Origin of the sequence: Arthrobacter glacialis (assembly GCF_002909445.1) — a bacterium.
Taxonomy (GTDB): Bacteria; Actinomycetota; Actinomycetes; order Actinomycetales; family Micrococcaceae; genus Specibacter; species Specibacter glacialis.
The window spans coordinates 301,538-325,839 of sequence record NZ_PPXC01000002.1; the positions used below are offsets into that span (position 1 = coordinate 301,538).

Below are 24,302 nucleotides of genomic sequence, written 5' to 3' on the forward strand. Positions count from 1 at the left end.
AAGCCAGGGCAGTAGACAGAACCGATGCTGAACTTGGCCCGGGCGGACATATCCAAGACAGCGCACTCACCCCAAGCGGAGGAGGCAATTCCATGGGGAATGAGACTGTTGTTCTGGTGCTGGGTTCCATCGTGGCAACTGTGGTGGTCGTGCTGGCCGGCTGCGTGCTGCTGAAGAAGATGGCCGGCGTCCGCACCTGGCGGATGTAGCTGGCCGTGGTTCCGGTGGCGACGGCACTCATGCTGTGGGCCAGCCTGAAGCTCTGGTGGATGTGGGACTTGGGGTGGGCGCCCGCGAAGGACCGTGCCGCGCAGATGCAGCCCGCCATCCCATCAAACTGACCCGCAGAAAACGGCGAAAAAAGCCGATTTGGTGGCGATTTTCGGCGTTTTCTGCGGGTCAGTTGGAAAAAGGGAGGCTACCGCGCCAGGGCTTCCAAATGAGCCACGACGGCGGAGCGCTTGGGTGAGCGCGGCGGCAGGACACGCAGGGCACAGCGCCAGGCTTCGACGTCGTCCGCTGCCTCGGGAAGCTGCAGGTACGTCAGCAGGACTTCGGGGCTGGCGTCGTTGAGAATGGCTTCGCGGAGCTGGATGGCCAGCCGGGTGCGCAGGCCCTCGATCTCCGGGGCCGCCGAACGCGGCATGACCTCGCCGCGGTAAATGTTCAGCGCCAGCCGGTGCGCGCCGCGGTCCAAGTAGTTGTGCACCTGCTCGGCATCCACCACGAGCGTCCGGGGCAGCCGGTACGGGCGGGATTCCGGCACAAGCGTGGGGGCCTCCGCCGCCAAAAGCTTGCGCAGGCGCACCATCTCGGCCCGGATGCTGGTCAGCGAGGTGCCCTCGGGGTAGACCTTGTCGGAGAGTTCCTCAGCGCTGAGACCCTCGGGATGCAAGGCCAGCACGGCAAGGATTTCGGTGTGGCGTTCACTGAGGGTCAGTGCCTGGCCGGAAACATGCAACAGGCCCTGGTCGCGACCCAGGACCTGCAAGCTGTCACGGTAGAGCGGCTTGTTGGAATTGCCGTGCTTAGGAGCCGGATGCTGCACCCGCTGTTCCAGCCGCTCGATGCGCAGCTGCGCCTGTGCTGCAGCCACGGTTGCCTGCACCAGGGACAGCGTGTTGGCACCCACGGCGTCGGGCCCGCCCGTGATGTCCACGATGCCCAAAATGGCCCCCGAATCCGGGTCGTGGACGGGAACTGCGGTGCAACTCCAGGAGTGGACGGCGGGATTGAAGTGTTCCTGGCCAACAATTTGCACGCTCCGGCCCAGCACCAGGGCCGTGCCCGGGGCGCTGGTGCCAACAACGGTTTCTGACCAGTCGGCGCCCATGGCGAAGTTGATGTGCTCCCCCTGGCGGCGGGCTGAGGGATCGCCTTCCACCCACAGCAGCCGCCCGTGCTCGTCGCCCACAGCGATCAGCAGGCCGGTGTCGCGGCTGGGTTGGACCAGCAATTTGGAGATGACGGGCATGATCGCGGCCAGCGGGTGATCGCGGCGGAATTCGGCAAGCTCCCGGCTCTCCCACACCACCGGAGGAGTGAGGCCGGCGGGCGTGCTCAGGGCATCCATGGAGCGCTGCCACGACTCGCGCACCAAGGGCCGCAAGGCTGGCAGATCGGCAAGCAGGGGGTGCGTCGGGGGCATCAACTCTCCAAAACCACAGCGTCATTGGTAGGAACAGCGTCATTGGTGGGAACAGCGCCATTGATGGGATACGGCCCGCAGATTTGCGAAGATGTGCCGCAGATCACCAGTCTAGACCAGCTGGCTGGGGACGGGTCCGCCGTCGCATCGTCACTGGACAGATAATGCCGCTTCCACGGTGGGAAGCGGCATTATCTGTCCAGTGACGCGTTGCGGTGCCAGCGAGCTAGCGCGAGGGTTCCCGATCCCCGCTCAGTTCCCGCGCATCGGCAGGGGCGTCGGTGAGCGTGGCCAGCTTGGCGCCCTCCACATCCACATCCGGCAGGATCTTATCCAGCCAGGCCGGGATCCACCAGGCAGTTTTGCCCAGCAAGTGCATGGCGGCCGGAACAATGGTCATGCGCACCACGAACGCGTCAATCAGCACGCCAAACGCCAGCGCAAAGCCCAGCGGCCGCACCATGGTCAGGTGGCTGAAAATGAAACCGGAGAACACACTGATCATGATGATCGCGGCCGCCGTCACCACCGGGGCAGCATGCTTGAACCCGGTGCGGACAGCCTGCTTGGCGTCCTGGCCGTGGACGTACGCCTCACGCATGCCGGAGGCAATAAACACCTGGTAATCCATGGCCAGCCCGAACAGCACGCCAATCAAAATAATCGGCAGGAAGCTCAGCACGGCTCCCGGGTTCTCCACACCAAAGACGCCAGAGAGCCAGCCCCACTGGTACACGGCCACTACGCCACCAAACGCAGCAACGAGCGAAAGCAGGAAACCGGCGGTTGCCAGCAGCGGCACCAGGATGGAGCGGAACACCAGGATCAGCAGAATCAAGGAAAGTCCGACGACGATGGCCAGGTAAGGCGGCAGCGCCGCTCCCAGCTTCTCCGAGACATCAACGTTGGCGGCCGTCTGGCCGGTCAGGCCGATGGTCACGTCAAGGTCGGACTTGATGGTGGAGCCCTGCTCACGCAGTTCATGGATCACCTGGACGGTGCCTTCACTGGCAGGACCCTCGGCCGGGATGACCTGGTACACGGCCGTGCGCAGGTCCTCGCTGAGCATGACGGGAACGGCAGCCTTCACATTGGGAACCTGGCGCAGCTGATCGGCAACATCGAGGTTCAGCGTGGTGGCGCTGGTCTTGTCCAAGCCCGCTGGCAAAGAGCCGACCACAATGATGGGCCCGTTCATGCCTTCGCCAAAGTTCTTGCCGGTGATGGAGTACGCCTGGTAGGCGCTGGAATCTACGGGCTCCGAACCGCCGTCGGGCAGGGCCAAGCGCAGACCTGTAGCCGGTATGGCTATGACAGCCAAGGCCAGCACAGCGCTGATGAGGGCAACCACGGGGTGCTTGGTGACCAGGCCACCCCAACCGCGGGCGCTGCGGGCAACATCTACGGCTTCATCGGCGGCAGCCTTGCCACTGGCATCCAAACCTGCCAGCTTGGCGTCGTGCGCAGCAGTAGCGGCCGCATTCTTGACCCAAACACGCTTGGAGATGAGGCGGGTGCCAATCAAGGACAGCAAGGCAGGCGTCAGGGTCAAGGCGATGAGGACTGAAACGGCAACGGTTGCGGCCGCGGCCAAGCCCAGAATGGCAAGGAAGGGCAGTCCCGTGACCGAGAGTGCCGCCAAGGCAATGACAACCGTCAAGCCAGCAAAGGTCACTGCGTTGCCTGAGGTGCCGGTGGCCTTGGCGATGGATTCACGCATTGCCAAGCCGGCGAGGAGCTGCTGGCGGTGCCTGTTCACGATGAACAGCGAGTAGTCAATGCCAACAGCCAAGCCAAGCATCAGGGCCAGCATGGGGGAGATGGAGGACATTTCAATGACTGTTGTCAGGGCCATGGTGCCGCCCACACCAATGCCCACGCCAATAACGGCCATGAGCAGCGGCAGGCCGGCGGCAACAAAGGTGCCCAGCATGATCAACAGGACAGCTGCTGCCACGGCAATGCCCACAACCTCTGAGACTCCGAACAGCGAGGAGACGTCCTCGACAATTTCCTTGCTGTAGGAGACAGTGATTCCGCTGGAATCCAGGGTGTTGAGCTTTTCCTGGACCAGTTCACGGTTTGCAGGTGTCACGGCGTTCATTGACTCGGAGAACTGGATCTGGCCGATGGCGGCCTTGTTGTTTTCAGAAACAAAGAGCACTCCCGCTGCTGCGTCTGCCATGCGCTGGCCAGCCGTGAGCTCGGCCTTCGTGGCGGCCAGGGTGGCCTGCCCGGCGTCGAACTTGGCCTTTCCAGCCAGGTAGGCATCTTGGCCGGCCTGCCACTGGGTTTTTTGGGCGTCCAGCTGGGCCTGGCCCGCGGCGATTTGCGCGGCGGCACCGGCTGCTTCCGGAGAGCCGGCCGGCAGTGCTGCGGCTTGGGCCTTCTGCGTGTCCAACTGGGTCTGGGCTGCGTCCAGCTGGGCCTTGCCGGCGGCCAACTCCGCGGCTGCGGCATCCAGTTTGGGCTTTTCGGCAGCGGCCTGCGCCTCGCCGGCAGCCAACTGCTTGGCGCCGTCGGCCAGCTGTGCAGCGCCTTCAGCCTTCTGGGCAGTGGTCAGGAAAGGGTCAATGACGCCCTTGACGGTTGGCACGGTTGTCACTGTTTCCAGTGCCCCCGTGATGGCTTCTTCCTGGGCCTGGGTGAACGGTTCGCCGTTGGTGGTGGTGAACACCACCGCGCCGGTGCCCCCGGATGCCTCCGGCAGGTCAGCCTGCAGCTTATCTGCCATCTGCTGAGTTTCGGTGCCGGGAATCTGGAAGTTGTTGGACATGGGGCCCATGAACAGGGCCGCGGCACCGCCCACCATTCCCATGATGAGAGCCCAGGCGGCAATCACCAGCCAAGCGCGGCGGGCGGAGAACCGTCCAAGTTTGTAGAGCCAGAGGGCCATGATCGTTCCATTCTCTAAAGGTGCCGGCGCGGGCGGGGCGCAGGCTGTTGTGCTGTGCGGAGCGCAGAAAAGACTAGCTGCTGAAGCCGTTGCGGATGTGGGAAATGGTGCTGTCCAAGAAGGCACGCAAATCAGCCAACGATTCGTCGGTGATGTTGGTTCCATGCTTGTGGAACCAGACTTGGAACGCCGCCCGGCAGCTGCCGGTAACGGCGCCCACTAGGGCGTAAAGGTAAAGTTCATCGGTATCCGGGGGCAGGCGGTGCCTGGCAACTTCAGTGATTTTGAGGCTGCATTCCTCCCAGGCCTGGAGCTGGAAGCGGCCCAGCTGGGGGTCCTGAGTCAGGGCGAAAGTCTCGGCCAGAATGGCCAGGTTGCGGGCGCTGCCCACGGCTGACAGGGCGATCTGGGCGGATTCGAGCACCGGTTCGTCGGCTGGCCGGGCTTCCAATTCCAAAATGACCTGGTCCAGGTAATTTTGGGTGAAGCTGGCAACGGCCGCTTCCACGGAGGAAAAGTAGTTGAAAAAGGTGCGCCGGGAGACACCGGCTGCCACGGCAACGTCGTCAACGGTGAAGGAGCTGAGGTCGCCGCTGCGCAGGAACTCGAGGGCGGCATTGGCAATCGCGTCCCGGGAGGCGGCCTTGTTCAGTTCGCGGCGGGAAGGTTGCGGATCAGCCAGCGGCTGTTGGGTGGGAAGCGCAGAAGAACTCACATCTCTACACTAAGTACAAGTTTGCACTTAGTGCAAACTGTTTGGCGGGCGGTCTGCAGGAACCTGTCCGCCACACTGTCTTCGGCGAACACAAAAATCCCGCCCAGGTGACGATCTGTTGATCGGCTCCGGGACGGGAGTTCTGTACTGCCAGCTAGCGAGCTGTTACACATCAGGTGCTGCTGCCAAACGGTTAGGCGTTGGCAGCCTGACGCTTGGGATCGACGTCGTCGGCGCTGTTGGCTGCGTTCAAGTCGGCCAGCAGGTCATCGCTGTCGTCGGCAAAGGGGTTGCCGTTGCGGGGGGCGTTGTACAGTTCCTCATTCAGGATGCCCTGGCGCTTGGAGACGATGGTGGGGACCAGCGCCTGACCGGCCACGTTCACTGCCGTGCGGCCCATGTCCAGGATGGGGTCAACGGCAAGGAGAAGTCCGACGCCGGCCAGCGGCAGTCCCAGCGTTGACAGCGTCAGCGTGAGCATGACGACGGCGCCGGTGGTGCCTGCTGTTGCCGCTGAGCCCAAAACGGAGACCAGAACAATGAGCAGGTACTGGCCCAAGTCCAACTGGATGCCGAAGAACTGTGCCACGAACACGGCCGCGATGGCCGGGTAGATTGCCGCGCAACCGTCCATCTTGGTGGTGGCGCCCAACGGCACCGCGAAGGAAGCGTAGGCGCGGGGCACGCCCAGGTTGCGTTCTGTCACGCGCTGGGTCAGCGGCAGCGTGCCGATGGAGGAGCGGGAGACGAAGGCCAGCTGAACTGCCGGCCAAACACCTGAGAAGTATTGCTTGATGGACAGGCCGTGGGTCTTGATCAGCACCGGGTAAACCACGAACAGCACCAGGGCCAGGCCCACATAGATGGCCAGGGTGAACTTGCCCAGCGAGCCAATGGTGGTCCAGCCGTAGGTGGCCACCGCTGTTCCGATCAATCCGACCGTGCCGATGGGAGCCAGGCGGATGATCCACCACAGCACCTTCTGGATGACGGCCAAGGCTGAACCGTTGAGCTTGAGGAACGGATCCGCTGCCTTGCCAACCTTCAGTGCCGCAATGCCAACCACAATGGCAATGACAAGGATTTGCAGGACGTTGAAGCTGACGCTGGTGGTCAGGGCGCCCGATTCGGCGGCCTTCGTGGACGCGCTCAGGCCCAGGAAGTTGGAGGGGAACAAGCCGATGAGGAAGGCCCACCAGTCGCCGGACTTGCCGGTGTATTCCTTGGGCGTTGCCGTTCCAGTGCCGGCACCGGGCTGGAAAAGCACCCCGAGGGCGATGCCGATGGTCACGGCAATCAAGGAGGTGATGGCGAACCAGAGCAGGGTGTTCCATGCCAAGCGGGCGGCGTTGGTGACTTCACGCAAATTGGCAATGGAGGAAACCACTGCCGTAAAGATCAACGGCACAACGGCCGCCTTGAGGATGGAGACGTAGCTGTTGCCAACGGTGCTCAGCGTTGTGACCAGGCCGTTGGGATCCGTTTTGGGATCCCCGCCGAGCTGGCGGGCAATCAAGCCCAGGATGAGGCCGGCGAGGAGGCCGGCAATGATTTGAACGCCGAAGGAGCTGGCCCACCTGGGCAGCTTCGACACTTTGTTGGTGCTCGCTGTGGAAGTCATGGTCCAACGGTAGGCGCGGGACAATATCACTATGAAATTTGTGTGTCCTCTTGTTACGCATAGCAATTTCAATTGTTACGCGCGTTACCCACGTTGCCCGAACGCCGTCCTTTTTGGCCCAAGGTCGCGGCTAGCCGTGAAGCAGCGCCATCTTGAGGGTGTCCAAACCCACTGAGCCAAGATTCAAGGCTTGGGTGTGGAAGTCGCGCAGGGAGAAGGAAGCGCCGTCGCGCTGGGCACGGGCGTCGCGGATGTCCTCCCAGAGGCGCTGGCCAATCTTGTACGACGGCGCCTGGCCGGGCCAGCCGAGGTACCTGTTGAACTCAAAGTCCAGCTGGCCGGCGGAGATGTCGAGGTTTGCGCGCAGGAACTCCAGCCCCTTCTCAGGGGTCCAGTTCCCGGTTCCCCACGGGGCAGGAATGGGCAGTTCCAGGTGGACGCCAATGTCAAAGACCACCCGTGCGGCGCGCATCCGCTGGCCATCGAGCATGCCCATCTTGTCGCCCGGATCGGCTAGGTAACCCAAGTCATCCATGAGTCTTTCGGCGTACAGGGCCCAGCCTTCGCCGTGGCCGGACACCCAGCACACGTTCCGCCGCCACTCGTTGAGAAGCCCCGACTGGTAGATGGCCGTGGCCACCTGGAGGTGGTGGCCGGGAACGCCCTCATGATAAACAGTGGTTGTTTCGGCCCAGGTGGTGAAGGAATCCTCGCCAACGGGGACCGACCACCACATCCTGCCCGGACGGGAGAAATCTTCCGACGGGCCCGTGTAGTAAATGCCGCCGTCCTGGGTGGGTGCAATGCGGCATTCCAGGGTGCGCATGATGTCCGGGATGCTGAACTGTGTGCCGGCCAGCTCAGCCATGGCCGTGTCGGAGAGTTTCTGCATCCACGCAGTCAATGCCTCGGTGCCCTGGAGCGCCCGGGCGGGGTCGGAATTCAGTACCGCCTTGGCTTCCTCGATCGAGTCGCCCGGCTTGATCTGCTCCGCAACGGCTTCCTGTTCGGCGATGACGCGTGCCAGCTCCGCCACACCCCACGTGTACGTTTCCTCAAGGTCAATGCTTGCACCCAAGAATTGCCGGGAGGCCAGTGCATAGCGTGCCCGCCCCACGGCATCGGCCACGGGTGCCGAAGGGAGCAGTTCCTCACGCAGGAAATCCACCAAAGTTCCGTAGGCGGTTCGCGCCAATTCCGCGTTGGCGAGCAGCGCGGTGGCGAGACTGGCAGGGAGGGAAGGTCCGGCGTCGTGCGGGGATGCAGAGTCCGGGGATGGGGTATCCGGGCCCGCGGGATCGAGGGCAGCCTCACGGGCCAGGGCAGCAAAGTAGCCCTCGGTCCCGGCATGCCGCTCACACTGCTCAATGACTGTCAACACCTGCCGCCGGGCGGCCACCAAACCGCGCCGTGCACCGGCCCGCAGGGATGCAAGGTAACCGTCAACGGCGCCCTGAACATTGGCCAGGCGGGCGGAAATATGCTCCCAATCGGCCACAGTGGCAGTGGGCATCAGGTCAAAAATGGCCCGAATCTCCTGCGCGGGGGAAGCAATATTGTTCAAATCCGCCAGCAACCAGCCGCTGCTGTGGAGCTCCAAATCCAGGCCCAGACGCTCATTCATGGCGTGCAGTGTCACCTGGTCCACGGAATCGGCCGGTTCCAGCGCTGCCAACGACGCCAGGGCAGCCCGCGTTGCCTGCTCAGCCGCCGCCAAACCGGCGGGGGATTGGTCGCGATACTCACTTTCACGCCCCGGCCGGCCCAACGAGGTGGCAAAGCCCGGGTCGAGCTCCAGCAGCGTCTCGGTGTAGGCGTTGGCAAGCTGGTCAATGGCAGTGGCGGCCCTGGTGACGGGCTGTGCGGGCAAAGTCATGCCCCGAGCCTACCGCCTTGTTGCTTATCAGCTGGCAGTTAGCGCCCCGAGCGACGCCAGGCACCAGCGCCGGGTTTGGGCGGCAACTTCAGGAGTGTCCGCCGGGCCCAATGCCGGCTGGGAGTTTTGGCTTCCGACTCGCCGGCGCCAACCTGCAAGGCAAGCACGACGGCGGTAACGGCCGCGAGTTCCTCGGGCGTGGGATCGCCCTTGGTGACGGTAAGCAACGGCTCGGCCGGGATCACAGCGGGATGTTCCCGTGCTTTTTGGCGGGCAGGCTGGCACGCTTGTCACGCAGCGCGCGCAGGCCCTTGATGAGCTGGATGCGGGTGTCGGAGGGGGCGATGACGGCGTCCACGTAGCCAAGCTCGGCGGCCTGGTAGGGGTTCAACAGCTCGTCCTCGTAGTTGCGCACAATCTCGGCACGGCGGGCTTCAACATCGCCACCCTCTGCTGCCACTGCTGCCAGGTCGCGGCGGTACAGGATGTTGACGGCACCCTGGGCGCCCATGACGCCGATCTGGGCTGTGGGCCAGGCCAGGTTGAGGTCTGCGCCGAGCTTCTTGGAGCCCATCACAATGTACGCTCCGCCGTAAGCCTTGCGGGTGATGACGGTCAGCTTGGGCACGGTGGCTTCGGCGTAGGCGTAGAGCAGTTTGGCGCCGCGGCGGATGATGCCCTGGAATTCCTGGTCCTTGCCGGGCAGGAAGCCCGGCACATCCACCAAGGTGATGATGGGGATGTTGAAGGCGTCACAATTACGGACAAAACGGGCCGCCTTTTCCGAGGCGTTGATATCCAAGGTGCCGGCGAACTGCATGGGCTGGTTGGCCACGATGCCCACGGTGTGGCCCTCGATGCGGCCGTAGCCGATCATGACGTTGGGCGCGTACAGGGCCTGCATTTCCAGGAAATGGGCGTCGTCCACGATCTGCTCAATCACTGCACGCATGTTGTACGGGTGGTTGGCCGAGTCAGGGATCAGCGAATCCAGGGCGAGGTCGCCGGCGTCGAGCTCCAATTCCTGCTCATGCTCGGTGACAGGGGCCTCTGCGAGGTTGTTGGAGGGCAGGAAGTCAAGGAGTTCGCGGACAAACTCAATGGCGTCGGCCTCGTCGGTGGCGAGGTAGGTGGAGGTGCCCGTGGTGCTGTTGTGCTGGCGCGCGCCGCCCAGGGTTTCCATGTCCACGTCCTCGCCCGTGACGGTCTTGATGACGTCGGGGCCGGTGATGAACATGTGGGAGGTCTTATCCACCATGACAACGTAGTCGGTCAGGGCGGGGGAGTACGCTGCACCGCCGGCGCACGGACCCATGATGAGGGAGATCTGGGGGACAACGCCGGAGGCGTGCACGTTGTTGCGGAAGATGTCTGCAAACATGGCCAGCGAGGCCACGCCTTCCTGGATGCGGGCGCCGCCGCCGTCGTTGATACCCACTACCGGGCAGCCGTTCCGCAGGGCAAATTCTTGGACCTTGACAATCTTTTCGCCATTGACCTGGCTCAGCGAGCCGCCGTAGACACTGAAGTCCTGGCTGTAGACGGCGATGAGGCGGCCATCCACTGTGCCGTAACCGGAGACGACGCCGTCGCCCAGGGGCTTCTTCTTCTCCATGCCAAACGCCGTGGAGCGATGCACGGCCAGGGCGTCGAACTCGACAAAGGAGTCCGGGTCAAGGAGCAGGTCAATGCGTTCCCGGGCAGTGTTGCGGCCCTTGGCGTGCTGCTTCTCAATGGCAGCTTCCCCTGAGGGCTTTTCCGATTGGGCCATCCGGTCGCGGAAATCGGCAATTTTGCCTGCTGTCGTTGAAAGGTCGTGGCTCATTGGTACTCCGGCTCAGTAGGTGGAAGCTGGCAGCCCTCGCAGTAGGAACCGCACAAAAGGGCAAACTCTTAGTTCATTCTAGTAACGTATTCCGGCCTTGCGTGTGTAGGAACCCTACAAAGTCGACAGTTAGCAATGGCAGGTTCCTCCACCCCATGGCACCTTGCACCCCGTGATGCCGTGGCGTCTGCCCGCCAGCTGTCCGCAGCTCGGCTGGAGGCTGCCAACCGCGCAGACATGAATGTCAGTGGTGCCGGATAAGATTGAGGCCATGACCGGCGCGCCACAAGCACTTAACCAGCCTGCACTGAAGGCTGCTTTGTTGCGCCCCCAGGGATACTTCGGGCGGGTGGAGATTGTGGGCACCACCGGATCCACCAACACCGACCTGGCCGGCAGTGCTGGCGACCCACATCAGCTGTGGCCGGATTTGAGCGTTTTGATAGCCGACGCCCAAGAAGCCGGCAAGGGCCGGTTGGGCCGGACATGGGTGGTCCCAGCCGGGGCGGCCATGATTTCAAGCGTGTTCCTGCGCCCGGGTGACCGGGCGCCGTCAGCTGCGGGCAGACCCGGATCAGGCGCAGGCAGTGCACCCACTTCTGATGCACTCAGTTTTGGTGCACCTGCCGCTGGCCAACCCGCAGGCGGTGCGCTCCCCTTTGACGCACATACTTCTGGCGCATCGGCTTTCGCCCTCACCGGCTACGCCTGGCTATCCATCCTGGCCGGCGTGGCACTGTGTGAAGCGCTGCGGGTGCACACCTCCGTCCCCGCGGCACTGAAGTGGCCCAATGATGTTGTGGTGAACGGGCGTAAACTTGCCGGCATTCTTGCCCAGCTGGTTCCGTTCACCACGGGTGGGCCCGGCGTGGTGGTTGGCGCAGGTGTGAATGTCAGTGCCGACGCCCACCAGCTCCCAACGGATCGTGCCACCTCGCTGCTTCTGGAAGGCGCCATCCCGGAAGCCCTGGACAGGAATGTGCTGCTTCCGGCGTATCTGAACACTTTTGCCGCCCTGTACAACGAATTTGTTGCGGCAGCCGGTGATGCGGCAGCGCCCCTTATTGGCGGTGTGGGGGGTGGGCGCAGTCTGCTGGAGCTGGCAGCACAGCACATGAGCACCTTGGGCCAGGAAGTTCGGGCGGAACTGCCAGGTGGCGCAATGCTGCACGGTACTGCGACGGGGCTGGGCAACGACGGCAGTTTGTTGATCCGTGACGCCGCAGGAACATTTCATACTGTCAGCGCCGGTGACGTTATTCATCTGCGCCGCACAGAAACCGATGGCACGCTGAACTATGCGTAGTAGCTGGTTGGAGCAGGGGGAGCAGGTTCTCATCGACACCCGGCCCCATGCCCGGGTTCTGCTCTGGCCCATCACGGTGGGGTTGATGATGATCCTTGGCGCGTCCGCCACTCTGGCCAAGTTGCAGCCGGGGCCCTTCGCCGAATGGGCTCCGCAGTCCGGGCCGGTGCGCGAACCAGCCATTGTGCTGCTGGTGACGGCTGTGGTCCTGCTGTTGTTGGCCTATCCGGTGCGGCGCACGCTGAGGTGGGCCTCCACACATATTGTCCTCACCAATCAGCGGCTGGTGGTTCGCCATGGACCGCGGCGCCGAAAGGCCCACTTCCATGTCTTGGCACACATTCAGGAAGTGCGTCCCGTGCAAAATTGGCGGCAGCGGCTGGTGGGCTCGGGGGACCTGCAACTGCATATGTACCGCGGTCAGATGCGGACAATAAAGGAAGTACCTGTCGTCAAAGAGTTCAATAGTGAAACTCAACAGGCCTGGACGGCAGTATTTAGGGCATCCATTCAGCAAACACCCCAGCAAGGGGACTAGGCTATTGACGAACTTACAAGAGAAAAGGAGCTGCGCCAGCTTGGAAGAGACCACTGACCGGCCCGAGCCGCTGTTGCCTCCTGCCTCACGCAACCAAACCAAAGCCCTGGAAACTCAGCTGTTGGGCGGCGAGCGGACACTCAAACGCCGCGACGTTGCTGCCGGAGTTGGCGTATCACTGCTTTCTGCACGCAAAATTTGGCGTGCCATGGGCTTCCCCAATATTGGCGATGAAGACGTGGCCTTCACCGAGCGCGATCAAGAGGCGCTGCAGATCGTTGTCACCATGGTCCGTGAAGGCTTGTTGACGGAAGAAACAGCCATCTCCGTCACCCGTTCCATCGGTCAAATGACTGACAGGATGGCTGTCTGGCAGATTGAGGCGCTGGTTGAGGATTTGGTGGCGGAGCATGGCGTCAGTGACGCCGAGGCCCGACGCGCAGTGGTGTCCGAACTGCCAAGCCTGATTGCCCCGCTGGAAGAACTCTTGATTTATTCCTACCGGCGCCAGCTCAACGCAGGCGTTCAGCGCCTGGCCGTGCGTGCCGAGTCGGGCCTGGCTGCCAGCGAGTTGGGGCGCGACGGCGATGAAGACGACGCGCCGCTGCCCCTGGCCCGAGCCGTGGGTTTTGCCGACCTGGTCAGCTACACCTCACTGTCTCGGCGCATGAATGAAAAAACCCTGGCCAAGCTGGTGCAGCGTTTTGAGAACGTTTGTGCCGAGATCATCAGTGTTGGTGGCGGCCGGCTGGTGAAGACCATTGGCGATGAGGTCCTGTTCAACTGTGAAACACCCGTTGCAGGCGCCCAAATTTCCTTGGCTCTGGCCGAGGCCATGGCGGCTGATGACTTCCTGCCCGAAGCCCGTGTGGCCATGGTCTGGGGCCGCGTCCTGTCACGCCTCGGCGATATTTATGGCCCCACCGTGAACCTCGCTGCCCGCCTGACGTCGTTGGCTGAACCGGGCACCGTGTTGGTTGACTCCGTGACAGCCTCGGCGCTGACCAACGACGACAGGTTCATCCTGACCCAGCTGCCCGTGGAGAACGTGCGCGGTTTTGGTGAAATTGCCCCCGTGCTGCTCCAGCGTGGCAAGGGCCAGGGCCTAGTAGTCGACTAAGCAGCCTTCTCCGGCGGCTCAGATGGCCCATTCCGCGACAGCCCGTGGTGGTAGTTGTTGCGGCGGGCGCGCTGAGTGGGGTCGAGCCGAAAGCTGGGGATGTACCACGGCACACCCTCGTGAAACTCGATGGTCCAGTGGCCGCGGTGCACAAGCTGGTGATGCAGGCTGCACAGAAGGGTGCCATTGGAGATGCTGGTCTCGCCGCCGTCCTGCCACGGGATGATGTGGTGGGCGTCGCACCAACAGGCGGGGGCTGTGCAGTCAGGGAAGGTGCAGCCCATGTCTCGGGCCAGCAGGATCTTGCGTTGCGCCGCAGTGAATAAGCGTTGGGTGCGCCCCACATTGAGGATGTCCTGGCCGTTGCCCAGAACCATGGTGGTGACATCGGCGTCGCAGAGTTCCACCTTGAAGAGTTCCAGCGGCTGGGGCCCGCCATAGGGCAGAAACGCTATTCCGCCTGCACCGCCAGCTGCGGTTCGTCGCTGAAGATCGGCCTCGGTGGTGCTGATGAAAAGTTGGGATTTCAGACCGCCGTTCAGCGGCAGTTTCCCCGTGCGGGCTGCCAGTTTGACGCAGTCGATCAGCCCATCGAGGAGTTTTTGCCCGTGGCTGCGCCTGTCCGCCACCGCCGAGTCGGTGCTGTTGGGATCGATCGGGTCCAGCCCGGGGAGGTCTTGCTCGTAGCCGGGCTCGGGCACAGGGATCCCGTTGACAAGGTGCGGCCACGATTCCGGAGGCGTGCCATCCGCGCTGGCAGTTTCGCCAGACGCCCAGGCGGGGACTGGGCCCTGCGGTGGTGGCCAGCTATTGGACGGAGATGCCTGTCCGCCTCCAAACGCCGCGGACATGGTGGAGATGAAGCCCTGCAGTTCCATTTGGCCGGGCAGCTCCTGCACGCCAGTCGTCATTGCCGAGCCGCTGGCCGAGCCGCTGGTTGCACCAACCCCGCTGGCCGAGCCGCTGGTTGCACCAACCCCGCTGTCCGCACCGCTGGCTGTGCCAACCCCGCTGTCCGCGCCACTCCCGCTGGATGCGCCACCTCCGTTGGCGGGGGCGCTGGCCGCACCACCCGCCGCGCCCGCCGCTTCAGCTTGATCCGTGAGCGGGTCCACAGTGCTGATGTCCACGGTGTTCGTGTTCACAGAGTTGATGTCCCCATGGGTGTTGGGGTTGGTGGCCCAGCCTATGGCGGACATCAGGGTTTCGTATTGGGGGACGCTCAGGTGCCCGTCAAAGTGGACCAAACCGCGGCGGGGATGCCGGAAGAAGATGCCCTGCTTGGCCAGGAGTTCACCGTCGCTGGGTTGCTGTCCATCCGGGTCCAGAAGGTTCACTGCCCTGGTGCCGATGCGGCGCAGGAAATCCGGTGGCTCATCCTTGGCGTAGTTGGTGAGGGTGGTTTCGAGGTCGTGGGCGCTTTCCTCGGGAATTAGACCGGCAGCCGAGAGATGGCGGGCGTCGTCGGCGAAACCGGAAACCACCAGGGCCTGCTCCACGGAGAGCTCCCCGCTGAAGAACGCCGATCCCAAGATGGGCTGAGTGGGTGGGGTGATCACCGTGGTGAGGACATCTGTGACAGGAAGAAAGTGCTCGGCCAAGCGCAGGCGGCGCGAGGCCTCGGCGGCACCCAGTTTCAGGGAGCTGGTGAGCAGGGCAACGGGCTTGGTGAATCCGGCGTCGCTAAACCGGGACGCCCGGGTGCGTGCGGCGAGCTCTCCGGCCACCTGTACTTGCAGGGCGGAGAGGATATGGTCCAGCTGCTCCAAGGATTGTCCCCAGCTGATGGTCTGGGTATCGGTGAGGCCCGCCAAATCCACGCCCAGCGGCACCTCAACCAACCGAGCCTCAACCAGTGGCGTCCCATGCAACGGTGCCTCAACCGTGGATCCCTCAGGAGCGGCGGGAGAACAGGCGGGAGAATCGGCCAGCGCGGCGGCAAGGCGGAGAAGCTGGTGGATGTGCTGCCCCACCGCTCTCTGAGACCTTGTGGATCCGGGATTTCCCGGCGTCCTTGCCGTTGCTTCCATACCTTAATTTTAGGGCAAGGCACCGACATTCTTGAAAGATATATACGAGTGTGTGGATAAACTATGCCACTTACCCGTACTGTGTATGACTGAAAACCGCCCAGACGGCCGGGCTACCAAACAATCCGCTCAAATAGGGCACGCAACGTGGCCCCTCGGCCGGGATTGACGCTTGAAACCCAAGCCACGCGCCCCATCAGGTGTGCCCGGAAATTCGCCTGGCCGTCACGGTTCTGGCCCTCGGGCCCAAGAGATACGCAGTTGTGCAGCACGGCTTTCAAGGCATCGAAGTCACCCCGGGTGACGTTGGTGTGCTGGTTGACCACCACCCCTGTCACGCTCTGCCGCACCCCGGCCCTGTGCACCCGGGTCTTCAAACGGTTCAGCGCGTGGCCCTCATCGGCCACAATCCGGGCAGCCCCTCGGACAAACGCATCGGCGCGCCGGGCCAGTTCAGAACCCCCGCTGAAGGCGAGGTCGTCGGCGTAGCGGGTGTAGCCGGCGTCGAACGCGCCAGCCCATCCCGACAGTCTCGAATCCAGCCGGCGCAGCGCCAAGTTGGCCAGCATGGGCGAGGTGGGCGCGCCCTGCGGCAGGTGCGGCAAGGCCAGGGCCTTGCGCAGCGCAAAGCGGTCCGCGGAGTCGCCGCCGGGTGGCATCTCGGCGATGACGCCACCTGGCACCGCATGCGTGCACAGCCCCGTCAGCCGGTGTGCCACCGCCTCCGTGAATCCGGCTTGGCGCAGCACGCCAAACACCTTGCCCGGGGTGACATGGGCAAAGAAGGCAGCCAAATCCAGGTTCACCACCACCTCGGCGCCGGTATGCGCCCGGGCACCACTCACGGCGCTGCGTCCGGGCACGAAACCGTGCGCGGCGTTGTGCAGCGGGATGGGTGCAAGCAGCTCGTGCAGCACGGTACGTTGGAGCGCGCGCAGCCGCGGCTGCGGAATTTCAAGAAGCCTGGGCACCTTCCCGGGACGGCTGCGCCACTGGTACCTGTAGTGCTGCAGCCGCTTGCTCGTGGCCGTCCGGTTCCACTGCCGCGGATCGGCAAACCACTCAAGTTCACCGATGCTCAGGCCCAGTAGCCCGGCCAGCCCGGCCAGCGTGTCGAGGTGGGGCACCCGGGCCTCGCGGGCCACAGCAGGTTGCACCACGTAGTGGGCCACGATGATGGGCTTGCGCGCCTTGGCGGCCTTTTCAACTGCCGTTTCAAACGCTTCGCTGTGAAGCACGACGGCGACCAACTCACGTGGGGCGTCTGCCGGGCGCCGGTGGTAGAGGCCCAGAATGTGCTCGGCCAGCGGCCCCAGCCAACGCCGTCGAGCACCCAAAACGCTGGCCGCTGCGCTGATAAGGGAGGGCTTGGACCAGTCCTCGGCTGCCAGGAAGGCATGGGCCAGCGCCGTGGCAATCGCCTGGGGCGTGGGCCGAGGATTGCGCGCCAGAACGGCGGCGGAGAGGGTGGGGATCATGGCTGCGACGGCTTCGATGATGACCAATCTGTCTGTTTGGGCGCTGCGCTTCGCGGAGCGTAGCGGCGCGCCCAAGGCGCATGCTGGAGGTACGTCTTCGTCCCCCGGGGTAGCCCCGGAGAGGGTGGGTCACCAAGGTGACTCCCCATCTCATCGACGAAGCCGTCGCATCCTGACACACTAGCGCAGCGGACGTGTGCCGGGAGCAATGTTGCGGGTCTGTTTTTGAGTTGATGTGTGCCGCCAAAACGGTGCGGATCTGATGGCCCCGGCGTAGAATGGGTGCCATTCCTCCTCTAAAGGCGATGATTGCAATGTCCCTTGCATCCAGTCCCGCAACAACCGTTCTGCCAGTGGCCAATGGGGCCCGTTCCCGAGACTATTATGCCGAGTCCCTCGGCTTGGAATTCCGTGGGCAGTCGGCCGACGGAAACCTGATTTTTGCTCTGGAAGGCTCTGCCACCCTGGCGCTCATGGAAGATCCTGCCGCGGCCCCCTCAGTGCACACTGTCATGAGCTTCGAGGTTGCGGACATTGAGGCCTCGATTGGCGACCTGGGCACCCGCGGCGTGGTCTTTGAGGACTACGACCTGCCCGGGCTCAAAACAACTGACCACATCTGCATCCTCGGCGCCGAAAAAGCCGCCTGGTTCAAGGACCCCGATGGCAACATCCTGTGCCTGCACGAAGGCACGCCGGCCGAACTGACCGGCAAATAGCGAGCTGACCGGCACGTGTGCGGCACGAAGGCGCCGCCCACCCCTAACTCTTCGCTGCCCGCTTCCCACGGCCTACTGCCGCTGCCCACTGCCGCTGCCCACTGGCCCCGCCCGCAGCCCGCTTCCTACTGCTCTCTGCCTCGCCCGACATGTTTAGCCCATCATTTGGATCAATCCGATAGGATTCTAAGGGCGCCTCCCTTTGCGTAGGCCCAGAGTCAGTTTGGACCCGCATTCTGGCTTAGGAATCGGATGAATAAAGGCTATTCATGGCATTGAGCGATCTCTTCACCAGGTCAAGCAACAAAAAGCAGGTCTTCACGGCGTCGGCTGCGATTGTGCTCTCGGCCGCAGTGGTGACTGGGGCAGTGGTGTACCCGGGGTTCACCACAGCCGATGTTGACCTCAATGACGGCAGCGTCTGGGTCACCAACCGTGTTGACGGCCTGGTGGGCCACCTCAATGACCAGTCCAAGGTTCTTGACGGCGGGTTCACGGCCACCACCACGAGCTTTGATGTGGTCCAAAACGCCGACAACGTCTTCATGAGCGCCGACGGCGGCAATCTCCTGAATCCCGTGAACATCCCCATGATGGCCATGGCCTCGGAGACAAGTCTTGGCGGCGGCACGGCAGTGTCCCAGGGCACCGGCATGGTTGCCTTGACCGACGCCGGCACCGGCAAAGTGTGGGCCGTGGCCAACTCGAACGTTCCCAGTTTTAATGACAAGAGCACCGTCCCCATCCTCACGGGCCTGCGCAACCCGGTTTCCGTGACGGCCCCGGATGACACCATCTACACGGTTGACGCGGAGTCCGGTGAGCTGATTTCCACGGTGCTGGACGACGCCGGCAAGGTCGCCTCCCAGGAGCGGGCCAAAGTTGAGGGGCTGGCTGGGGCAAAGGACCTCCAAGTCACCGTGGCCGGTGGCAAGGCTGTTGCGTTCTCGCCCGAATCCGGAAAGCTGTTCCTGCCCGGCGGCAAAACCGTGGACATCCCGGACTCTGCCGGCGCACGCCTGGCCCAGCCCACGGACCAAGGCAACTTTGTGGCGCTGGAAACCTCCACTGCCTTGTTCACCCAGCCGCTGGACGGCTCTGCTGCCCAAGTATTGCAACTGGGCAGCACCGGAAAAGCCGTGGCACCCGTGGTGCAGGACGGGTGCGTCCACGCAGCCTGGTCCGGCGCCAACAAGTACGCCCTGTCCTGCGGGGGAGCGGGCGATCTTATTGACATTCCCAAGGCCGGCGGCACATCACTTTTCGTCTTCCGCAAGAACCGTGACGTGGTGGTCCTGAACGACATCAACTCTGGAAACGTCTGGCTGGTCAACCAAAACATGCTCCTGGTGAACAACTGGGATGACCTCAAAACTGACCTGAAGAACGCTGACAACGCCGACAAGGATTCAGCCGACCCCAACGTGGTCAGCACACTGCCGGACCGGACCAAACCCAACCGCCCGCCGGAAGCTCTGCCGGATGAATTTGGTGTGCGCGCAGGAAAAACAACCATCCTGCCGGTGCTGTTCAATGACTCCGACCCTGATGGTGACGTGCTCACGGTGGAGGCTCCCGCCGTCGACCCTCCCATGGGCGCCGTCCAATCCATTTATGGCGGGACCGGGCTGCAGATCAACGTTCCCCAAGAGAGCACGGGTTCGGGCCAGTTTGGCTACATCTCCAATGACGGCCGCGGCGGTACCTCCCGTGCCAGTGTCAATGTGCGCGTTGTGCCGGCTGGCGAAAACACCCCGCCCAAGGTTTTGCGTGATTCCACCATGGTGGTGGAGCTTGGCCAAACCATGAGCCAAAACGTTCTTACCGACTGGATTGACCCCGACGGGGATGACATTTTCCTCACCGGTGCCGTCTCCGACGACAAAAGCGCCGTCATCAAGACCACCCCCGACGGCGAACTGAAGTACACCGACGACGGCGAAAAAGACGGCCTGAAGTCCATGACCATCACCGTTTCCGACGGCATGGACAGCACGGAGAAGAAGGTAAAGGTCAACGTCAAGACACCCGGCACGGTGCCTCCTGTGGCCAACGCTGACTTCTTCCGCGCCGTGGTGGGCCAGCCCATTGCGCTCTCGCCGCTCAAAAATGATCAGGACCCCTCCGGCGGCACGCTGCGCCTGGCCAGTGTGTCCAAACCGGCCAATGCCACCGTCTCCAAGATTGCCGACAACGGCACCTGACCTTCACACCCAGTGCCGCCGGGCCCGTGTACCTCGATTACCAGGTGACCAACGGCCCCATGAGCGCCACCGGCCTGATCCGCGTTGACGTGGTTCCGGCCGAGCAACAGGGCCTTCCTGTAGCCGTGAAGGACCTGGCCATGCTGCCCGCCGGCGGTTCGGTGCTGGTGGACGTGCTGGGCAATGACATGGATCCGGCAGGAGGTGTGCTGGTGACCCAATCCGTGGATGTCCCCGCCGGAGCGCCCGTGACTGCCACCATCATTGACCGCAACGTCATCAAGTTGAGCGATGTGCGCGGCCTGAACTCCACCTTGAGCATCAAATACACCATCTCCAATGGCGCAGGCAGTGCAGTGGGTGAGATAGCCGTGATCCGGATCCCGGCGCCCGACAAGCTGCTTCCTCCGCGTGCCGAGGATGATTCTGCCGTGGTCCGGGTGGGGGACATTGTCAGCATTCCCGTGCTGGCCAATGACACCGACCCCAACGGTGAAGTCCTCAAGGCACCTGTGGTGACGGAGACGGGGGATCCGGAAGCGGGCAAGTTGTTCGCCGACCAAAACCAGCTGCGCTACATAGCGGGCCAGACACCCAAAAAGGTCACTGGCATCTACAAGGTGGCCAACAGCTCCGGGCAGTTTGACTCCGCCACGGTGAATATCACCATCGTGGCTGCCGATCCCGAGCACAACCTGCCGCCGGCACCGAAGAACATCACGGGACGCGTGATCGCCGGGGATACTGTCAAGATCCCCGTCACCCTGAACGGTATTGACCCTGACGGCGATTCCGTGGAGTTGGTGGGCATCGACAAGGCACCCAAGCTGGGCACCGCTGAGACCGGCAACGGCTACATCTACTACACGGCCGGTGGAAGCTCCGCCGGCACCGACACCTTCACTTACCGGGTGCGGGACAGGCTGGGTGCCGAGGCCATGGCCCGCGTTGACGTGGGCGTGGCCCCGCCGCTCACCATGAACCACCCGCCGGTCACCGAGGATGACTTCATCACCATGCGTCCGGGCCGCAAAGTGGCACTGGATGTGGTGCTCAATGACTCAGATCCCGACGGCGGCCAGCTGGGACTTGTCAAGGACGGCTTCAAGGGCCCCGAGGCCATGGCGCCCTCCATCACACCCAAGGGCAAGGTGGTTCTGACAGCGCCGCAGGAACCGGGCATTGCCACCACGATGTACACCGTGGCGGACAAATTCGGGGCCAGGGCCACCGGCAACATTCGCATGACGGTCACCCCGGACGCCCCGCTGAAGGCGCCGCTTGCGCGCGATGACAGAGTGACTGTCAAGCAGATGCTGGGTAAAAACACCGTTGACGTGCCGGTACTGGACAACGATGCTGACCCCGACGGCGTGACCGAGGCACTGGCGGTGGCCGTGGAGTCCGCTCCCGGCAAGCCGAACACCACTGCATCCGTCACCTCCGCCGGTGCCGTGCGCGTGGTGCTCGAAGCCGGGGAACAAATGATCCCCTACACCGTCACCGACCAGGACGGGCTCAAGGCAACGGCCGTGATCTGGGTGCCGGGGTTGGACAAGCAATACCCCGTGCTGAAGAAGAATGACGTCATCCGCGTCACCGCCGGGCAAACCGCCACCATGAAGCTCGCCGACTACGTGCAGGTTCGCGAAGGCCGCAAGGCGCGCCTCACCGAAGCAGCCAAAATCTCCCTGCTGGGTGCCTCGAACGAGAACGTCATCATCGGCGACGGTGAAGGCATCACCTACGCGGCGGACATTAAGTTCTACGGCCCCGGTTCCATCACCTTTGAAGTGACCGACGGCGCCGGTCCCGACGATGCCGCGGGCCTGAAATCAACCCTGACAGTCATGACCCTGGTTGACCCGGCACCGGCCAGCCAAACTGACAAAAAGGAACCCGAAAAGAAGAAGAACACCCCTCCCACCTTCACCGGTTCCACGCTCGATGTGCCGCAGCAGGAAAAGGCCAGCCTGGACGTGGGGCCCATGGCCTTCGACATTGATCCGGGCGACAAGGACAAATTCAAGTACGCCCTGGTGGGTGGTGCGCCGGCTGGCTTCGCCGTCGACTTCAAAGGCACCGTCTTGACGGTTTCCGCCAATGATGACACCCCTGTGGGTGCTACAGGAAACCTCAAGGTGCAGGTGAGCGACGGCAGCAACGACCCTGTTGCGGCCGACGTGGTACTGACGGCAACGTCCTCTTCCGAACCCTTGGCGGTGGCCAATGAGGACATTGTGGTGGACGCCCATGCGGGCCGTGCCGAGGTCGTCAAGGTCCTGACCAACGATGTGAACCCGTTCCCTGACGCTCCACTGAAGGTGATGGACACCTCGGTCGAGACGGGGAGCGCCGGAATTATTGTCACCCACGTTGACGACTCCGTCACTGTCAACACCGATCCCGACTACAAGGGAACTGTGGTGGTGCGCTACACCGTCGCGGATAAGACCAAGACCCAGGACAGGTATGTCAACGGCCGCATCCGCATCACCGTCAAGGGTAAGCCCGACGCTCCGAGCAAGCCGCAAATCGTTGAAGAAAAAGATGAAGCCGTCCTGCTGACGTGGGACCCGCCGGCGGACAACGGGGCACCCATCACCAAATACGCGGTGGCCTGGGCGGGTGGGGCGCAGGACTGCCAAACCAACACCTGCACCATCACCGGACTGAACAACACCACGCCGTACAAGTTCAAGGTGACGGCCACCAACGGCGTCGGCACCTCAGCGCCGTCGCCGGAGTCGGTCACGGCGACACCGGACCGGATGCCCGACGCGCCAGCTGCACCGTCCACGGTTTTCGGTGACAAGAAGGTGGACGTCAGCTGGGTTACCCCTGTGGGCAAGTTCTCCGCCGTGACCAAATACAACGTGGAAATCTCGCCGGTGCCCGCCGGCCAAAACGGCCAAAAGACGGGCGTCACGGGGAATACCTTGCCTTGGTCGGGACTGGAAAATGGCACTGAGTACCAATTCAGGGTTCAGGCTGTCAACAACGCACCGAAACCCTCCGAGTGGGGCGCGTACTCGGCATCAGTGATTCCTGCTGGACTGCCGGGCGTTCCCGCCACGCCAACAGTTCAAACGCAGCCCGCCGTGGGCAGCAACAGTCAGGTCAGCGTCAGCTGGGGCGCATCCTTTGAAAACGGTGACGCCATCAGCAAATATGACGTGGAACGCTCAGGCGGCGGACAAGGCGCCATCACGCAAACTGTGACGGGCACAAGTGCCACATTCTCCGTGGGCACCTCCACCCAGGGCTACCAGTACCGTGTCCGTGCCACCAACAAGGCGGGTACCACTGCCTTTGGTGGAATGTCGGAACCGCAACGGGCGGTCGGTAAAATTTCGGCAGTTCCGCCCGCACCCGGTATGACGCTGGTGGGAACCGGCGGCGCCGGTGGCCAGGTCCAAGTGACGTATCAGGCGCTGGCGGAGTCACAACTCAACGGGTACGCAAGCTCCGAAGTCGAATACTGCATCACCTTGTCCACGGCGGGCCTCAGCTGTGGTGTGTCCTCTGGGGTTACGCTCGCTGCGCCCAACGGGCAAGCCGTTTTTGCCAACGTATACGTGCGGCCAGTTTCCAATACCAATGACAGGGGCCCGTCCTCGGGTGCCTCAGCGACCATGACACCGTACGGTGTGCCAAACCAAGTGGGCGTGAATGGCAGCACGGCCGGCCAGGGCGACAAGACTGTGCGCTGGAGCTGGAATGTGCCCAACAACAACGGCAGCGGAATCACCCATTTTGAAAGCAGGCTCAACGGTGCCGGCTGGGAGAGTCGTGGCATGGCCACGAGCTACTCCACGGGAACCGGCGGCTACGGTGACACGGCAACATTGAACGTGCGGGCCTGCAACGCCGGTGGTTGTGGCGCCGGCTCCGGACCCGTGACATCCAGGGCCGGTGCCGCCCCGGACCCGCCCGTGACCGAAGTGCGGGTTGAGGCTGGCACCTGGCACTCCTGCACCATGGGTCCGAATGGTGGAGGAGTGTTCACGAACGATCCAGCCACCTGCGATGGATCTGTGTCGCCCGGTGGCAACGTCAACCTTGGTGGGAACTGGCTGGACTACGCCGACGACTGGGTGCAGGTCTCCGGTTGCCGCGGCAGTTGGTATGTCATGTCAAATGGTCCTGTTGCTGGCCGCTGGGTCCGTAGCGACACCGTTGATGTGCGTGACCGCAACGGCGGCAACATCCGCTGCTAGCAGTTGCCGGGAGCAAGGGGGAGCGTGCCGGCACGGGCACAACTCCCCATTGCTGTCAGTGCTGCCGTCGGCAACACTGACAGTGGTTCACTAGACTTTTTCCTGG

At 63.4% G+C, this 24,302-nt stretch carries 15 protein-coding genes; 6 read left to right on the forward strand and 9 right to left on the reverse strand.

All coding sequences use genetic code 11. The features are described from left to right. Positions 1 to 418: 418 nt before the first annotated feature. The 7 genes from CVS27_RS03590 to CVS27_RS03620 all read right to left on the reverse strand — a co-directional run bounded on the left by CVS27_RS03590 (position 419) and on the right by CVS27_RS03620 (position 10,581). Complete coding sequence (locus CVS27_RS03590) at positions 419 to 1,648, reverse strand: sigma-54-dependent transcriptional regulator family protein (RefSeq protein WP_103464362.1); 1,230 nt, start codon at positions 1,646 to 1,648, stop codon at positions 419 to 421. A gap of 226 nt (positions 1,649 to 1,874) precedes the next feature. Then, positions 1,875 to 4,544 (reverse strand): MMPL family transporter, encoded by a 2,670-nt coding sequence (locus CVS27_RS03595; protein WP_103464363.1) that lies wholly within the window; start codon positions 4,542 to 4,544, stop codon positions 1,875 to 1,877. Between the two features lie 73 nt (positions 4,545 to 4,617). Beyond that, entirely contained in the window at positions 4,618 to 5,259 is a 642-nt protein-coding gene (locus CVS27_RS03600; protein ID WP_243400033.1) for a TetR/AcrR family transcriptional regulator, read from the reverse strand. A gap of 193 nt (positions 5,260 to 5,452) precedes the next feature. Next, entirely contained in the window at positions 5,453 to 6,880 is a 1,428-nt protein-coding gene (locus CVS27_RS03605) for a dicarboxylate/amino acid:cation symporter (protein ID WP_103464364.1), read from the reverse strand. Between the two features lie 130 nt (positions 6,881 to 7,010). Beyond that, entirely contained in the window at positions 7,011 to 8,756 is a 1,746-nt protein-coding gene (locus CVS27_RS03610) for a DUF885 domain-containing protein (RefSeq protein ID WP_103464365.1), read from the reverse strand. A 38-nt stretch (positions 8,757 to 8,794) separates the two neighbouring features. After that, positions 8,795 to 9,001, reverse strand: a complete 207-nt coding sequence (locus tag CVS27_RS03615; protein ID WP_103464366.1) for an acyl-CoA carboxylase subunit epsilon — start codon at positions 8,999 to 9,001, stop codon at positions 8,795 to 8,797. Next, positions 8,998 to 10,581 (reverse strand): acyl-CoA carboxylase subunit beta, encoded by a 1,584-nt coding sequence (locus tag CVS27_RS03620; RefSeq protein WP_103464367.1) that lies wholly within the window; start codon positions 10,579 to 10,581, stop codon positions 8,998 to 9,000. Before CVS27_RS03620 ends, CVS27_RS03615 begins: the two co-directional genes overlap by 4 nt. A gap of 271 nt (positions 10,582 to 10,852) precedes the next feature. On the opposite strand from CVS27_RS03620, the gene CVS27_RS03625 reads away from it, so the two are divergent. The 3 genes from CVS27_RS03625 to CVS27_RS03635 are packed head-to-tail and all read left to right on the forward strand — an operon-like array spanning position 10,853 to position 13,545. Beyond that, positions 10,853 to 11,887 carry a biotin--[acetyl-CoA-carboxylase] ligase gene (locus CVS27_RS03625; protein WP_165788245.1) on the forward strand — a complete coding sequence of 345 codons (1,035 nt, stop codon included), beginning with the start codon at positions 10,853 to 10,855 and terminating at the stop codon, positions 11,885 to 11,887. Continuing rightward, positions 11,880 to 12,425, forward strand: coding sequence for a PH domain-containing protein (locus tag CVS27_RS03630; protein WP_103464369.1), 546 nt, complete (start codon positions 11,880 to 11,882; stop codon positions 12,423 to 12,425). The genes CVS27_RS03625 and CVS27_RS03630 overlap by 8 nt, the downstream gene beginning before the upstream one ends. 40 nt (positions 12,426 to 12,465) lie before the next feature. Then, positions 12,466 to 13,545 carry an adenylate/guanylate cyclase domain-containing protein gene (locus CVS27_RS03635; protein WP_243399657.1) on the forward strand — a complete coding sequence of 360 codons (1,080 nt, stop codon included), beginning with the start codon at positions 12,466 to 12,468 and terminating at the stop codon, positions 13,543 to 13,545. Here the strand turns inward: CVS27_RS03635 and CVS27_RS03640 are convergent. Both CVS27_RS03640 and CVS27_RS03645 read right to left on the reverse strand, forming a co-directional pair. Further along, positions 13,542 to 15,575, reverse strand: a complete 2,034-nt coding sequence (locus CVS27_RS03640; protein WP_103464371.1) for an HNH endonuclease signature motif containing protein — start codon at positions 15,573 to 15,575, stop codon at positions 13,542 to 13,544. The two genes, CVS27_RS03635 and CVS27_RS03640, sit on opposite strands and share 4 nt — an antisense overlap. 113 nt (positions 15,576 to 15,688) lie before the next feature. Next, the gene (locus CVS27_RS03645; protein ID WP_103464372.1) at positions 15,689 to 17,080 is read right to left on the reverse strand and encodes a reverse transcriptase family protein; all 1,392 of its coding nucleotides are present in this window, start codon (positions 17,078 to 17,080) and stop codon (positions 15,689 to 15,691) included. Positions 17,081 to 17,367: 287 nt separating this feature from the next. Here CVS27_RS03645 and CVS27_RS03650 point away from each other — a divergent pair, with 287 nt between their 5' ends. The 3 genes from CVS27_RS03650 to CVS27_RS03660 all read left to right on the forward strand — a co-directional run bounded on the left by CVS27_RS03650 (position 17,368) and on the right by CVS27_RS03660 (position 24,196). Then, on the forward strand, positions 17,368 to 17,772 hold the full coding sequence (locus CVS27_RS03650; protein ID WP_103464433.1) for a VOC family protein: 405 nt from the start codon (positions 17,368 to 17,370) through the stop codon (positions 17,770 to 17,772). A 269-nt stretch (positions 17,773 to 18,041) separates the two neighbouring features. Beyond that, positions 18,042 to 19,976 carry an Ig-like domain-containing protein gene (locus tag CVS27_RS03655; protein ID WP_103464373.1) on the forward strand — a complete coding sequence of 645 codons (1,935 nt, stop codon included), beginning with the start codon at positions 18,042 to 18,044 and terminating at the stop codon, positions 19,974 to 19,976. 59 nt (positions 19,977 to 20,035) lie between these two features. Further along, positions 20,036 to 24,196, forward strand: coding sequence for an Ig-like domain-containing protein (locus CVS27_RS03660; protein ID WP_133162871.1), 4,161 nt, complete (start codon positions 20,036 to 20,038; stop codon positions 24,194 to 24,196). Positions 24,197 to 24,302 lie beyond the last annotated feature (106 nt).

What these genes read in the sequence shown, in the direction of transcription:
- CVS27_RS03595 (WP_103464363.1), bottom strand. Translation starts at nt 4,544, where the DNA reads ATGGCCCTCTGGCTCTACAAACTTGGACGGTTCTCCGCCCGCCGCGCT.
- CVS27_RS03640 (WP_103464371.1), bottom strand. Translation starts at nt 15,575, where the DNA reads ATGGAAGCAACGGCAAGGACGCCGGGAAATCCCGGATCCACAAGGTCT.
- CVS27_RS03650 (WP_103464433.1), top strand. Translation starts at nt 17,368, where the DNA reads ATGTCCCTTGCATCCAGTCCCGCAACAACCGTTCTGCCAGTGGCCAAT.
- CVS27_RS03605 (WP_103464364.1), bottom strand. Translation starts at nt 6,880, where the DNA reads ATGACTTCCACAGCGAGCACCAACAAAGTGTCGAAGCTGCCCAGGTGG.
- CVS27_RS03625 (WP_165788245.1), top strand. Translation starts at nt 10,853, where the DNA reads ATGACCGGCGCGCCACAAGCACTTAACCAGCCTGCACTGAAGGCTGCT.
- CVS27_RS03620 (WP_103464367.1), bottom strand. Translation starts at nt 10,581, where the DNA reads ATGAGCCACGACCTTTCAACGACAGCAGGCAAAATTGCCGATTTCCGC.
- CVS27_RS03590 (WP_103464362.1), bottom strand. Translation starts at nt 1,648, where the DNA reads ATGCCCCCGACGCACCCCCTGCTTGCCGATCTGCCAGCCTTGCGGCCC.
- CVS27_RS03630 (WP_103464369.1), top strand. Translation starts at nt 11,880, where the DNA reads ATGCGTAGTAGCTGGTTGGAGCAGGGGGAGCAGGTTCTCATCGACACC.
- CVS27_RS03660 (WP_133162871.1), top strand. Translation starts at nt 20,036, where the DNA reads ATGAGCGCCACCGGCCTGATCCGCGTTGACGTGGTTCCGGCCGAGCAA.
- CVS27_RS03655 (WP_103464373.1), top strand. Translation starts at nt 18,042, where the DNA reads ATGGCATTGAGCGATCTCTTCACCAGGTCAAGCAACAAAAAGCAGGTC.
- CVS27_RS03610 (WP_103464365.1), bottom strand. Translation starts at nt 8,756, where the DNA reads ATGACTTTGCCCGCACAGCCCGTCACCAGGGCCGCCACTGCCATTGAC.